Annotated in this window: 14 protein-coding genes and 1 tRNA gene; 8 read left to right on the top strand and 7 right to left on the bottom strand. The window is 70.3% G+C overall.

Going from position 1 to position 13,189, the window contains the following annotated elements; all coding sequences use genetic code 11:
• Positions 1-277 precede the first annotated feature (277 nt).
• On the top strand, positions 278-502 hold the full coding sequence (locus ACXYMW_RS13335) for a hypothetical protein (RefSeq protein WP_459035819.1): 225 nt from the start codon (positions 278-280) through the stop codon (positions 500-502).
• A gap of 14 nt (positions 503-516) precedes the next feature.
• Here ACXYMW_RS13335 and ACXYMW_RS13330 read toward each other — a convergent pair whose 3' ends face one another.
• Positions 517-741 (bottom strand): hypothetical protein, encoded by a 225-nt coding sequence (locus ACXYMW_RS13330; RefSeq protein WP_459035818.1) that lies wholly within the window; start codon positions 739-741, stop codon positions 517-519.
• Between the two features lie 119 nt (positions 742-860).
• Here ACXYMW_RS13330 and ACXYMW_RS13325 point away from each other — a divergent pair, with 119 nt between their 5' ends.
• On the top strand, positions 861-1,097 hold the full coding sequence (locus ACXYMW_RS13325) for a hypothetical protein (RefSeq protein WP_459035817.1): 237 nt from the start codon (positions 861-863) through the stop codon (positions 1,095-1,097).
• Positions 1,098-1,592: 495 nt separating this feature from the next.
• Here the strand turns inward: ACXYMW_RS13325 and ACXYMW_RS13320 are convergent.
• Positions 1,593-1,666 (bottom strand) — tRNA-Ile (locus ACXYMW_RS13320).
• 115 nt (positions 1,667-1,781) lie between these two features.
• Here ACXYMW_RS13320 and purM point away from each other — a divergent pair.
• Entirely contained in the window at positions 1,782-2,825 is a 1,044-nt protein-coding gene (purM, locus tag ACXYMW_RS13315; protein ID WP_459035816.1) for a phosphoribosylformylglycinamidine cyclo-ligase, read from the top strand.
• The gene (gene purN / locus ACXYMW_RS13310; protein WP_459035815.1) at positions 2,826-3,419 is read left to right on the top strand and encodes a phosphoribosylglycinamide formyltransferase; all 594 of its coding nucleotides are present in this window, start codon (positions 2,826-2,828) and stop codon (positions 3,417-3,419) included.
• Here purN and ACXYMW_RS13305 read toward each other — a convergent pair.
• Positions 3,416-3,610, bottom strand: a complete 195-nt coding sequence (locus ACXYMW_RS13305) for a hypothetical protein (RefSeq protein ID WP_459035814.1) — start codon at positions 3,608-3,610, stop codon at positions 3,416-3,418. The two genes, purN and ACXYMW_RS13305, sit on opposite strands and share 4 nt — an antisense overlap.
• 196 nt (positions 3,611-3,806) lie before the next feature.
• Here ACXYMW_RS13305 and rnd point away from each other — a divergent pair, with 196 nt between their 5' ends.
• Positions 3,807-4,967 (top strand): ribonuclease D, encoded by a 1,161-nt coding sequence (gene rnd / locus ACXYMW_RS13300; protein ID WP_459035813.1) that lies wholly within the window; start codon positions 3,807-3,809, stop codon positions 4,965-4,967.
• A gap of 51 nt (positions 4,968-5,018) precedes the next feature.
• Here the strand turns inward: rnd and ACXYMW_RS13295 are convergent, their stop codons facing one another.
• The gene (locus tag ACXYMW_RS13295) at positions 5,019-5,534 is read right to left on the bottom strand and encodes a hypothetical protein (RefSeq protein WP_459035812.1); all 516 of its coding nucleotides are present in this window, start codon (positions 5,532-5,534) and stop codon (positions 5,019-5,021) included.
• A gap of 135 nt (positions 5,535-5,669) precedes the next feature.
• Here ACXYMW_RS13295 and ACXYMW_RS13290 point away from each other — a divergent pair, with 135 nt between their 5' ends.
• Genes ACXYMW_RS13290 through ACXYMW_RS13280 form a run of 3 tightly spaced genes read left to right on the top strand, consistent with a single transcriptional unit; the run spans position 5,670 to position 8,268 of the window.
• The gene (locus ACXYMW_RS13290; protein WP_459035811.1) at positions 5,670-6,080 is read left to right on the top strand and encodes a SufE family protein; all 411 of its coding nucleotides are present in this window, start codon (positions 5,670-5,672) and stop codon (positions 6,078-6,080) included.
• A complete protein-coding gene (locus tag ACXYMW_RS13285) occupies positions 6,077-7,930 on the top strand; it encodes an ABCB family ABC transporter ATP-binding protein/permease (RefSeq protein WP_459035810.1) in 1,854 nt (617 codons plus the stop codon). Before ACXYMW_RS13290 ends, ACXYMW_RS13285 begins: the two co-directional genes overlap by 4 nt.
• Positions 7,930-8,268 (top strand): hypothetical protein, encoded by a 339-nt coding sequence (locus ACXYMW_RS13280; RefSeq protein ID WP_459035809.1) that lies wholly within the window; start codon positions 7,930-7,932, stop codon positions 8,266-8,268. The genes ACXYMW_RS13285 and ACXYMW_RS13280 overlap by 1 nt, the downstream gene beginning before the upstream one ends.
• Positions 8,269-8,287: 19 nt before the next feature.
• Here the strand turns inward: ACXYMW_RS13280 and ACXYMW_RS13275 are convergent, their stop codons facing one another.
• The 3 genes from ACXYMW_RS13275 to ACXYMW_RS13265 form a co-directional block, all read right to left on the bottom strand.
• Positions 8,288-8,530 (bottom strand): hypothetical protein, encoded by a 243-nt coding sequence (locus ACXYMW_RS13275; protein ID WP_459035808.1) that lies wholly within the window; start codon positions 8,528-8,530, stop codon positions 8,288-8,290.
• A gap of 129 nt (positions 8,531-8,659) precedes the next feature.
• Positions 8,660-12,496: an efflux RND transporter permease subunit gene (locus ACXYMW_RS13270; protein WP_459035807.1), complete on the bottom strand. Its 3,837-nt coding sequence runs from the start codon at positions 12,494-12,496 to the stop codon at positions 8,660-8,662.
• The coding region (locus tag ACXYMW_RS13265; protein ID WP_459035806.1) for an efflux RND transporter periplasmic adaptor subunit at positions 12,493-13,189 on the bottom strand (697 nt) is incomplete at its 5' end. The genes ACXYMW_RS13265 and ACXYMW_RS13270, both read right to left, overlap by 4 nt.

Here is a 13,189-nt window from a genome sequence, read left to right as displayed (position 1 = left end):
CTGCCGGCCGGGCGCGAGGGCCCGGCGGGGCACTTCACGACGGGCGGCGGGGCGTCTTGCGGGCGGCGCTGCGGCAGATTTGACGCGCGGCCGTACCGCGTGTCCGCGCCCGTGCGCGCCCGTCACGCTGCAAAAATGCGGACCCAACTTCCCGCCAAACATATGAATATGTGCACGAATCAACTTGAGGCAGCGAGAAACAGAGTGTTAACCCCCTTAGGGTGTTTAAAGGTGACGCCACGTCATACCTTTTACTGGCGAAAAGAAGGGCCCGGCCATGCCAACCAAGTCTGCACAGCTTCTGTCCCTGACCGCCGAAACGCTGCACGCCCTCGACACGGCGGAGGCGGAAATCCTCACCCTCACCGACGGCGATGAGACCGGCGAAACCAGGGTCCGCGGCAATCAGGCCAGAAAGGTCCGCCGGCTGCTCCTGCAGGCGCGCCGCGCTCAGGCTCGCTCCCTGGCGCTGCTCATCGGCGAGGCCTCCGGGAAGGCGTGAGCGGCGGGCGCTGTCTAGATCTGCTCGATCGAGGTCAGATCCTCCGGCAGGGCCGCGCCGCCGGACCAGCCCTTTCGGGCGTCGAGAATGAGAAGGGCGAGCACCGCCAGGAGAAGCGCCAGGCTGCCCGCGCCGATATAGGCCAGAAACATCATCCAGAGCGGCATCCCCAGAATGAAGATGGTGAGGGCTCCGATCAGCCCGCCCGCCAATGCCGCCAACAGATAGAGTATCGCCATTGCGGAATTCCTCCCGAATGACGCCAACCATACCGGACCATTCGGCAAAATCAACCTAGGGTTGACCAATGACGGGGTTGCGCTATCTATCGGACGAGGAAGTCTGGAAGGGGACCGTCATGGCAAGCCGGGTCGTCGAGTTTCCGCAAGCCGGTTGCGGCTGGCCGGACAGGTTGCCGCGCCATCTGGAGCTGCGGCTGCTGGATGCGCTCAGCCATGCCGATTGCAGCCAGCACGATGTCTGGGACAAGATCAGGGATTGGCTGGAAATGGCGGGGGTCATTCCCACCGAACACGTGCTGCGGGACGCCCCGGTCACCGAATTGCGCCCCGTCGGCAGCCGCAAATATTCCTGACCGGCGCGGGCGCCCGCGGACACACATTGCCGGGTAATTCGTTGGAAAGACGCCAAATTGCCGCTGCGCGCGGCAGGGGCGCGGGGCGGTCACCCCGGGCCGCGGTACAATCACCGCTTGTCGGTGCCGTGGATCAGCACCGTAGCCGGGACCGTTCCCAGCTTCATCGGCGTAAGGTCTTTATCCCACCAGGACATAGGGTCTCCGGAGCGCACAGGCATCGTCTCCCCCCATTCTACGAAGTGCATTGCGGTTCCGCGAACCCGCGGGAACCGGGTTTCCTTGGCGAGACGCGGAATCCGCGCCCCTTAAAAAGCGGGTTGTGGGCGAGGCGCCAGCGGCTTGGCCGGGCGGCGCTTCGTTCATGAGGAAGCGGCCAGCGGTTCCGAAAGTAGTGGACACCTTCGCTGTAACCCATTGATCCGCAGTGGCCCCATCCGACGTATTCGGTGGACACTTTTGCGGGGCAAGCGATTGATTTTGCGGAATTGGCGGTAGGCCCGGCAGGACTTGAACCCGCAACCAAAGCGTTATGAGCGCTCTGCTCTAACCAATTGAGCTACAGGCCCGCCGTCTGCTTGCATAGCAAGCCCGCCGGCGCGGTCAAGCCCGCGTCCGGCGCGGCGCATGGACAGGCCGGGGCACCTGCGCTATGCCGCGCGCGAAACCAGCGGAGACGAGCGGATGAGCAAGGCCGGACAGGGCGTCACCTATGCCGAGGCGGGGGTCGACATCGACGCGGGCAACGCGCTGGTGGAGCGCATCAAGCCCGCCGCCAAGCGCACCGACCGGCCCGGCACGATGTCGGGGCTGGGCGGCTTCGGCGCGCTCTTCGACCTGAAGGCCGCGGGCTATGACGACCCGATCCTCGTCGCCGCCACCGACGGGGTGGGCACCAAGCTGCGCATCGCCATCGACACCGGCGAGGTCGACGGCGTCGGCATCGACCTCGTCGCCATGTGCGTCAACGACCTCGTCTGCCAGGGCGCCGAGCCGCTGTTCTTCCTCGACTATTTCGCCACCGGAAAGCTCGACACCGACAGCGCGGCGCGGGTCATCGAGGGCATCGCGGCGGGCTGCGCAGCCTCGGGCTGCGCCCTGATCGGCGGCGAGACGGCGGAGATGCCGGGCATGTATCCGGCCGGCGATTTCGACCTCGCGGGCTTTGCCGTGGGCGCCATGGAGCGCGGCGCGGCGCTGCCCGACGGCGTGGCCGCGGGCGACGTGCTTCTGGGCCTCGCCTCGGACGGCGTGCATTCCAACGGCTATTCGCTGGTCCGCCGCGTCGTCGAGATGTCGGGCAAGAGCTGGGACGATGCCTGCCCCTGGGGTGCCGGCAGCCTCGGCGCGGCGCTGCTGGCGCCGACCCGGCTCTACGTCAAGCCGGCGCTCGCCGCGGTGCAGGCGGGCGGCGTGCACGCGCTGGCCCACATCACCGGCGGCGGCCTGACCGAGAACCTGCCGCGGGTCCTGCCCGAGGGGCTGGGGGCGGAGATCGACCTCGACGCCTGGGACCTGCCGCCGGTCTTCGCCTGGCTGCGCGAGCAGGGCGGCATGGAGGCCGCCGAGATGCTCAAGACCTTCAATTGCGGCATCGGCATGGTGCTGGTGGTGGCGGAGGACCGGGCCGAGGCGCTGGCCGCGCTCCTCGCCGAGGCGGGCGAGACCGTGACCCGGCTGGGCCGGGTGCGGGACGGCGCGGGGATGCGCTATTCCGGGACGCTCTGAGTGCCCGGACGCGTCGCGATCCTGATCTCCGGCGGCGGCTCCAACATGGTGTCGCTGCTCGAGTCGATGACCGGCGACCATCCGGCGCGGCCGGTGCTGGTGCTGGCCAACGACCCGGAGGCGGGCGGGCTGGCCAAGGCCGCGGCGCGCGGCGTCGAGACCGCGGCGATCGACCACCGCCCGTTCCGCGGCGACCGCCCGGCCTTCGAGGCGGCGCTTTCCGAGCGGCTGGACCGGGCGGCGCCCGACATCGTCTGCCTGGCCGGCTTCATGCGGGTCCTGACCGAGGGCTTCGTGGCGCGCTGGCAGGGAAGGATGCTCAACATCCATCCCTCGCTTTTGCCCAAGTACCGCGGCCTCCACACCCATGCCCGGGCGCTCGAGGCGGGCGAGACGGAACATGGCTGCACCGTCCACGAGGTCACGCCGGCGCTCGATGACGGGCCGATCCTCGGCCAGGCGCGGGTGCCGGTGGCCCCGGGCGACACGCCCGAGGCGCTGGCCGCGCGGGTGCTGGAGCAGGAGCACCGGCTCTACCCGGCGGTGCTGCGGCGCTTCGCCTCCGGCGACCGCCGCCCGGTCTGGCTGCCCTAGGGCGCGCGGTGACGGCTGGCCGAGTTGCCGTGCCAGTCGAGCTCGGAGGCCCGCGGCGGCTCCGGCGCGGACCATGCCAGCGCCAGCGTGCCGAGCAGCAGGAAGGTCGCGGCCACCATCGAGGGGGCGCTGTCCGGCATCCCGGTCCGGCGCTTCGGGGCGCGGGAAAAGCTGTGATCTGTCAGGGTCATGGGGGCGACTCCGCTGGGGAAGTGGGCCCAGATTAGACCCCCGGGACGAATTCCGGAAACGCATGTTTGTGGGTACCCCCATCACCGGACGGAATGGATTTTCCGCCGGCCGCTGGTGCTTTGCACCCGCCCCGGCAATCCGCTAGGTTGCCGCCACCGGAACCCCGCCACGCCTGGCGCAGCCTCGAAGGCCTCGATGCAGACCATCACCACGACCGAAGAGCTCGCCGCCTTCTGCGCGCGGGCGAGACGCCACCCCTACGTCACCGTCGACACCGAATTCCTCCGGGAACGGACGTATTATTCAAAGCTTTGCCTGATCCAGCTGGCGCTGCCGCCCAAGGAGGACGGCGAGGCGGTGCTGGTCGATCCGATCGAGGGCGCCGAGATGTCGCTGGAGCCGCTGGTCGAGCTCTTCCGCGACACCGCGGTGGTCAAGGTCTTCCACGCCGCGCGGCAGGACCTTGAGATCTTCCACATCGATCACGGCGTGATCCCCGACCCGCTTTTCGACACCCAGGTGGCGGCGATGGTCTGCGGCTTCGGCGAACAGGCGGGCTACGAAACCCTGGTCAAGCGCATCGCCAAGGCGTCGCTCGACAAGTCGTCGCGCTTCACCGACTGGTCGCGGCGGCCGCTGACCGAGGCGCAGAAGACCTACGCGCTGGCCGACGTCACGCATCTGCGGGTGATCTACGAATATCTCGACAAGCGCCTGCGCGACAGCGGCCGCCACCGCTGGGTGGGCGAGGAGATCTCGACGCTGACCGACCCGGCGACCTACACCTTCCACCCCGAGGATGCCTGGAAGCGGATCAAGACGCGCTCCTCGAGCCCGCGCTTCCTGGCGCTGGTGCGCGAGCTTGCCACCTTCCGCGAGACCTACGCGCAGGCCCGCAACATTCCCCGCAACCGCGTCTTCAAGGACGACGCGCTGAGCGAGCTGGCCTCCACCAAGCCGCAGAACATGCAGGATCTGAGCCGCTCGCGCCTGCTTCTGCGCGAGGCCCGCAAGGGCGACATCGCCGAGGGCATCCTGGCCGCCGTTCAGCGCGGGATGGAGGCGCCAAAGGAGGCGCTGCCCGAGCCCGAGGCGGACCGCGACCGGTCGCAGGTCAACCCGGCGCTGGCCGACCTTTTGCGGGTGCTGCTGAAGGCCAAGACCGAAAGCACCGGCGTGGCGCCCAAGCTCATCGCCTCGGCCGCCGATCTCGACGCGCTGGCCTCGGGCGACCGGGACGTGCCGGCGCTCAAGGGCTGGCGGAACGAGGTCTTCGGCGCCGACGCGCTGCGGCTCTGCGAGGGGCAGGTTGGGCTCGCCGTCAAGGGCAAGGCGGTGCGCCTGATCGACCTCTGAGCCCTGCCGCTGAGCCCAGCCGGCCGGGCGGGGCGCGCGGGGCGGGCGGGATCAGCGCTGGCTGACCAGCGCGTTGTCGCGGCCGCGCACGGCGATGCTGGCGATCCCGGCCAGCTCGTTGTCGGACAGGTAGGTCGCCGCGGTGACCTTGCGGGCATCTGGGCCGGCATTGCGCGGCCCGGGCCGCTGCAGCGCCCGGAAGGTGTAGGCGAGGCTGCCCGCGGGGGCGCTTTCGTCGCGCACCAGGCGCGCCTCGAACGGTCCGATGCGGTCGGCGATGGCGGTGGCACGGATGATCGCGCCGCCGGGGCGCCGTTCGATCAGCAGCTCGGAGATCTGCGCCACCGGCTGGCCGGCATAGGCGGCGGGCCGATTCTGCCGGAACAGCGAGGCCGCCGGGCTGCGGCGCGGCAGCAGCGGGTTGCCGGCGGCGCCCTCGGCCGGGACCGACGCCGAGGGCTGGCCCGGCCCGAACCAGTTCAGCGGATTGACCGCGGAGTTGCGGATGGTCGCACAGCCCGTGGTCGCAAGCGTCGCGGCCAACACCGCTGCCGTCACTCGTTTCATCGCCGATCTCGCCCGATCCTGTCCCTGTCTGTTCGGGTTATCCGAAAGCTTAAGGCTTGAAAAGCGTCCGCCGGGCTGGATCTCGGCGCCCGTTCTGCATAGGTCGCATGACACGCGACAGGGGGCTTGCAACCAATGGCACAGGCGGCATTCGAGGCGGTGGTCGAGGATTTCGAGTTCCTCGAGGATTGGGAAGACCGCTACCGCATGGTGATCGAGATGGGCAAGGCGATGGAGCCGTTGCCCGAGGCGCTGAAGGTGCCCGCCACCAAGGTCGAGGGCTGCGCCAGCCAGGTCTGGCTGCATCCCCGCTTCGAGGGCGGACATTTCCATTTCGAGGGCGACAGCGACGCGATGATCGTGCGCGGCCTGATCGCCGTGCTGCACCGGCTCTATGACGGATTGCCGGTGGCCGAGGTGCCGAAGGTCGACGCCCGCGCCGAGCTCGGCCGGCTGGGGCTCGAGGAGAACCTGTCGGCGCAGCGCTCGAACGGGCTGCGCGCGATGATCGGGCGCATCCGGAGCCTCGCCTCCGAGGCGGCATGAGCCCAGCCCGGGGACAGGCCGCCGCCGCGCCGGCCGACAGCGCCCGCGAGGTCGCCCGCGCCGAGCGGCAATCCGGCCTGCGCACGATCCGTCGCGTCGCCCCCTATCTCTGGCCCGCCGGCCAGGCCTGGGTGAAGCGCCGCGTCGCCGGCGCGCTGGCGCTCCTGGTGCTGGCCAAGATCGTCGCGGTGACCACGCCGCTCTTCTACAAGGCGGCGGTGGACACGCTGTCGGGCGAGGGCGTCAACCCGGCTTGGATGCTGGGCGCCGGCGCCATCGGGCTCACCGTGGCCTACGGCATGGCCCGGCTGATGAACAGCGGCTTCCAGCAGCTCCGCGACGCGGTCTTCGTGCGGGTCGGCCAGCGCGCCCTGCGCACCCTCGCGCTCGAGACCTTCCGCCACATCCACCACCTGTCGCTGCGCTACCACCTGACGCGGCGCACCGGGGGGCTGAGCCGGATCATCGAGCGCGGCGTGAAGGGCGTCGATTTCCTGCTGCGCTTCCTGCTGTTCTCAATCGGGCCGCTGATCCTCGAGTTGCTGCTGGTCCTCGGCGTGCTGCTGGTGCTGTTCGACGTCTGGTACATGGCCGTCGTGGCGGCGACCATCGTGGCCTATGTCTGGTTCACCTTCCGGGTCACCGAATGGCGGGTGAAGCTGCGCCGGCAGATGAACGAGCAGGACACCGACGCCAACCAGAAGGCCATCGATTCGCTGCTCAACTTCGAGACGGTGAAGTATTTCGGCGCCGAGGGCCGCGAGGCGGCGCGCTACGACGCGGCCATGCAGGGCTATGAGCGCGCCGCGGTGAAGACCCAGACCTCGCTCGCCTTCCTGAATTTCGGCCAGGCCTTCCTGATCACCGCGGGGCTGGTGGCGGTGATGGTGATGGCGGCGCGCGGGGTCCAGTCCGGGGCGCTGACGGTGGGCGATTTCGTCATGGTCAACGCCTACATGATCCAGATCACCATGCCGCTGAACTTCCTCGGCACGGTCTACCGCGAGATCCGCCAGAGCCTGACCGATATGGGCGAGATGTTCGACCTGCTGGAGCAGCCCGCCGAGGTCTCCGACCGCCCCGGGGCGCCGCCGCTGGCGGTGCGGCAGGGCGAGGTCGCCTTCGACGACGTGCGCTTCGGCTACGAACGCGACCGGCCGATCCTGCGCGGCATCTCCCTTAAGGTGGCGGCGGGCGAGAGCGTGGCGCTGGTCGGGCCCTCGGGGTCGGGCAAGTCGACCATCGGCCGGCTGCTGTTCCGCTTCTACGATGTCGCCGGCGGGGCGATCCGGATCGACGGCCAGGACATCCGCGACGTGACCCAGGCCAGCCTGCATGCCGCCATCGGCGTGGTGCCGCAGGACACCGTGCTGTTCAACGACACGATCCGCTATAACATCGCCTATGGCCGCGCCGATGCCAGTCAGGACGACATCATCGCGGCGGCCCGGGCGGCGCAGATCCACGACTTCATCGAGAGCCTGCCCGAGGGCTACGACACCCAGGTGGGCGAGCGCGGGCTGAAGCTCTCGGGCGGCGAGAAGCAGCGCGTGGGGATCGCCCGCACGCTGGTCAAGGACCCGCCGATCCTGCTGCTCGACGAGGCCACCAGCGCCCTCGACACCGAGACCGAGCAGGGCATCCAGGAGGCGCTGGCCCGCGCGGCCGAGGGCCGCAGCGTGCTGACCATCGCGCACCGGCTCTCGACCATCGCGGATGCCGACCGGATCGTGGTGCTGGAGGCCGGCCAGGTGGTCGAGGAGGGCACCCACCGCGACCTGCTGGCGCGGAACGGGCGCTACGCGGCGCTCTGGGCGCGCCAGGCCGCCGAGCGCGAAAGCGCCGCCTGATGCCGCGCAAGGAGTATCCGGAAACGCCGGACGGGCGCTATTTCGTGGCCAAGGGGCGGCTCTGGCGCAAGACCGATCCGCGGCTCACGGACAGCGCCCGCCGGGCCGCGGTGAAGGCGCTGATGCAGGCCCGCCGCGCGGTCGGTCAAGCGACGGACGCCGATGCCGAACGGGCGGCGCGGGACGCCGTGGATGCGGCCAAACGGGCGCTCGGCGAGCGCGGTCCGGTCTGGTGGCAGGACGGCGCTCCGGACGAGGGCGGCAAGGCGCCGCGCAACACGTCCTACGCGCAATGGTGGGCGGAGCTTTCCGAGAGCCAGCGGCAGGCTGGAGGCTGAGCCTCCGGCGCCGGGCCGGTCAGAGGTGATTCTGGCGCCGGGCTTCCCAGATCAGCAGCAGCGCCGCGGCCGCCGCGGCCAGCGCCAACAGGCCGGTGGCGGTGTCGATCCGGACCAGGATGCCGGCCAAGGCGGTCTGCAGGTCGGCATCGCCGCGCAGCGCCGCGGCCAGGTCGTCAAGGCCGCTCGCGGCCATGGAGCGCCCGGGCAGGGCCGCCGTCGAGACCGCGAGGCCTCCGATGATCAGGAGGGCAGAGGTCATTTTCGGCGACGACAGTTTCATCGGGGCTCCCGCACTTTCCCGCATCAGGGTTAGCGAAGCCCGCAGGGGGTGCCAACCCTGCCCGGGGTCGATATGCCCGCGCGCTGTGCGTTTGCTGCATCACTCGGCTCACTCTGCCGCGCGCAGCGGCAATTCCCCCTGTTTGCCGGTCTCCGCCGGCACCGCCGGAACCGCCTCGGGCAGCTCCTCCCAGAGGATGGTGGGCGACCGCACGCGGCCCGCCGCCCGGGCCACCGACCAGTCGCGCGCGGCACGGCTGGCGCGGCCCAGCGACAGCGCCGCCAGCGCCTGTGCCAGCCAGGCGGCGTAGAGCGAGGCCCAGACCCGCAGCGACAGCATCGCCGGGGTGAAGATCAGCGTCAGGCCGGTGGCGATGCCCAGCCCGAACACCACCGCGGTGGCCAGCTGCTTCCACCAGAGCGCGGTGGGGCTGTCGATGGAATAGCCGCCGTTCCAGAAGTCGAGGCTGAGCCCGAACATCATCGGCGCGAGGCCCGCCATGGTGGTCACCGTGGTCAGCAGCACCGGCCGGATGCGGTGCTCGGCGGTGCGCACGATGGCCTCGCGGCGCGGCATGTAGCGGGCATAATCCTGGTAGGTGTCGATCAGCACGATGTTGTTGTTCACCACGATGCCGGCCAGCGCCACGATGCCGGTGCCGGTCATGATGATCGAGAAGGTCTGGTCCATCACCAGCATCCCGATCAGCACGCCGGTGGTCGAGAGCACCACCGCGAGCAGCACCAGCACGGCGTTGTAGACCGAGTTGAACTGCGCCAGCAGGATGATGAACATCAGCCCCAGCGCCGCCCCGAAGGCCTGACCGAGGAAGGCCTGGCTTTCCGCCTGGTCCTCCTGGTCGCCGGTCCATTCCCAGCTCACTCCGGCCGGCAGCTCGGCGGTCTCGAGCCAGCCCGTCAGCGCGCCGATGCGCTCGGTCGGGGTGACCGGCACGGCCTGCAGATCGCCCGCCGCCAGCGCCGTCGCGACGGCGTCGGCGGAGCCCGCCTCCTCCAGCGACAGCAGCTCGTAGCGCGCATCCGGGGCCTCCAGCACACGGCCGCCGCCGGCCACCACGCCGTCGCCCAGAACCCGCACGATCGCCTGGGCGGGGGCCTCGGGCCCGGGGGCGAGCTTGGCGAGGTTCGGCGCCACGTCGGCCTTGACGTCGAAATAGCGCTTCTGGTCGACCCGGGTGATCTCGGCCAGCTTCTCGACCGGGCGGCGGGTCACGAAATTGGCCAGCGGCACCAGCCCGTCGGCGGTCCGCACCTTGAGCGAATCGAGGGTCGAGAAGACCCGGTCGGCCTCGGGCAGGCGGACGCGGATGTCGATTTCCTCGTCGGAGCTCTCGACCCGCATGGTGTCGAGCAGCAGGCCGCGGGTGACGAGCTGCACCATGGCGCCCACGGTGGCCACGTCGGCGCCGTAGCGCCCGGCCTTCTCGACATCGACGTCGATCTCCCAGTCGATGCCGGGAAGCGGCCGGGTATCCTCGATCAGCCGCAGCCCGGGCAGCGCCTCGAAGCGGGCGCGGGCGGCGGCGGTGGCGGCGAGCAGCGCGTCCCAATCGTCGCCCTTCAGGCGCAGATGCACCGGCTTGGCGGAGGCCGGACCGGCGGCGAGGTTGAGGATCTCGGTCTCGATCCCCGGCAGGCGTTCGAGCTCGGCGGTCAGCTCCTCGATCACCCGGTCGCCGTCGAGCTCGGGGCGGTCGGCGCGGTCCTCCCAGGGGATGGTCTCGAACTGCACCTGGCCGATCGTGTCCTTGGGCGCCTCGGCGCCGCCGGTATTGTTCGACAGCCCGCCATCGCCGGCGAAGGCGAAGGCCGACTTGATGCCGGGATGGGCCAGCACGATGGCCTCGGCGCGCTGCACCAGCGCGTCCTTCTCGGCGAGGCTGAGATTGCCGCGGGCGCGGACATAGACCAGGGCGAATTCCGGCTCGCTCTCGACGAAGAACTCCACGCCGTTCTGGTTCTCGCCGTAATAGAAGAAGGTCGAGCCGACGAAGACGAAGACCGCGCCGATCGCCACCAGCGGACCGATCGGGTTGGTGGCGATCAGGGCGATGAAATGCCCGAACAGGCTGCGCCGGTAGCCGCTGGTCACCCGCGGCGCGCGGCCGCCGCCGCGCAGGCGGTCGACGAGGCCGCGCAGGCCGCGCCCGCTGCGGGCAAAGAGCGCGGCAAGCCCCAGCACCAGCGCCCCCGCGGCCACCGCGGCGAGCGCCAGCAGCGCGGCCCCGGCCAGTGCCAGCCCGAAGAGCGCCAGCAGCACCGGCACCACCGATCCGACGATGTCGCCGGTCTCCATGCCGCCGAAGAGACTGCCGGCGAGCCCCGCGCCGAGCGGAACCACGGTGACCGCGACCCCGATGACCAGCACCGCCGCCGGCAGCAGCGCCAGATGCGCCCAGACCGGCAGCCCCGCGATGCCGTCGGTCTTGTGACGCAGGTTGCGCTCCACCCGGCCGACCACGCCGCCCATCACCGGCAGGTAGACCAGCGCCACGACGAGGCTCGCCGACAGCACGAAGATCAGCGTCACCGGCAGCATGCCCATGAACTCGCCCGGCACGCCGGGCCAGAACAGCATCGGCAGGAAGGCGCAGAGCGTGGTGGCGGTGGACGAGACCACCGGCCAGAACATGCGCTTGGCGGCCTCGACATAGGCGTGCATCGGGCCGGTGCCCTCGGCGATGCGCTTGTCGGCGTATTCCACCACCACGATGGCGCCGTCGACCAGCATGCCGACGGCGAGGATCAGGCCGAACATCACGATGTTGGAGATCGACACCCCCATCACCGCGAGCAGCGCGAAGCAGAGTAGGAACGAGGTCGGGATGGCGAAGCCCACCAGCAGCGCCGGGCGCAGCCCGAGCGCCGCCAGCGTCACCAGCATGACCAGCGCGATGGCGGTCAGCACCGACCCCTCGAGCTGGCGCACCATGCTCTCGACCTGACGCGACTGGTCGTTCGAGGTGCCGATATTGACCACCGCGCGCAGCTCCGGCGGCCAGTCGGCGCGCGCCGCCTCGACCGTGCGCTCGACCTCGGCGACGGTGTCGATCAGGTTGAAGCCCTTGCGCTTGACCACCTGCAGGGCGACGCTGGCATCGCCGTTGAAGCGCGACGTGCCCTCGCGGTCCTCGAAGGTCAGCGAGATGCGGGCGAGATCGCCCAGGGTCACCACGCGGTCGCCGTTGACCTTCACCGGCAGGTCGTAGACGTCGCGCGCCTCGTCGAAGGACGAGGGAATCTTGACCGAGAAGGCGCCGGTGGCGGTCTCCACCTCGCCGGCGGCGATCAGCTGGTTGTTGTTGCGCACCACGTCGATCAGCTCGCCCGCGGTGACGTTGTAGCTCTCCAGCCGCAGCGGGTCGATCACCACCTCGAGCATCTCGTCGCGGTTGCCGGCGATGCCGGCCTCTAGCACCGCCTCGAGCCCCTCCACCCGGTCCTGCAATTCCTTGGCCAGCCGCGCCATGGTGCGTTCCGGCACCGGGCCGGTCAGGTTGACGATGACGATGGGGAATTCCGAGAAGTTGATCTCGTTGATGGAATATTGCTCTGCCCCTTCGGGGAACTTGGCCTGGGCGCGGGTCATGGCGTCGCGCACATCGGCCATGATCTTGGTCTTGTCCCAGCCGAATTCGAACTCCATCGACACCCCGGCATAGCCCTCTGCCGCGGTCGCTCCGAGCGTCTTGAGCCCGTCGAGCTCGGAAAGTTCGGTCTCCATCGGCTTGACCAGCAGGGTCTCGGAATCCTCCGCCGAGATGCCCGGGAAGGGCACCGAGACGAAGAGCGCCGGGATTTCGATGTCGGGCTCGCCCTCCTTGGGCAGGGCGACATAGGCCACGGTGCCGATGATCAGCGACAGCACGATGAAGGCGACCACCATGCGGGCGCGTTCGGCGGCCCAGTCGACCAGCCCGGTCATGGCAGCACCGGCTCGAAGACCGGCTCCACGCTGACGCCGTCGGTGACGTATTCCTGGCCGACGGTGATCACGTCGAGCGTTTCGGGCAATCCGGTCAGCCAGACCCCGTCGACGGTGTCGCGGAGGATCTCCACGGCGTGGAAGCGGGCGCTGCCATCCTCGGCCACGGCGCGCAGGCCGAGCCGCCCGGCATCGTCGAGCGTCAGCGTCGATTGCGGCAGCAGATGCGCCAGCGCGCCGGGCGCGGCGATGGAGATCTCGGCGGTCTGGCCGGCGCGGATCGCAAGATCGGGGTTGGGCGCCTCGATCTCGACCCGGAAGGTGCGGGTGACCGTATCGGCGCGCCGCGAGACGAAGACCACCTGGCCCGCGACCTCGCCGCCCTCGGCCAGTTCGGCGCGCGCCTCGGCGCCGGTCGCCACGCGGTGCAGCATGGTCTCGGGCACGAAACCCACCAGCCGGATCGGGTCGAGCGCCAGGATCGTGGCGCAGGCGGCGCCGCCCATGCCGCCCGACTGCATCAGCGTGCCGAGCTCGGCGGTGTCGCTTTCCAGCACCCCGGCGAAGGGCGCCCGCAGGGTCAGCTTCTCGATCTCGTCGCGGGCCCGCGCCACCGCGGCCTCGGCCGAGCTGATCCGCGCCTCGATGCCCTGGATGCCGGCGCGGGGGGGGGGGGGGGGGGGGGGGGGGGGA

The sequence above is a fragment of the Roseivivax sp. CAU 1761 genome (assembly GCF_054482755.1).
This window is presented reverse-complemented; position numbering and strand designations above follow the sequence as displayed.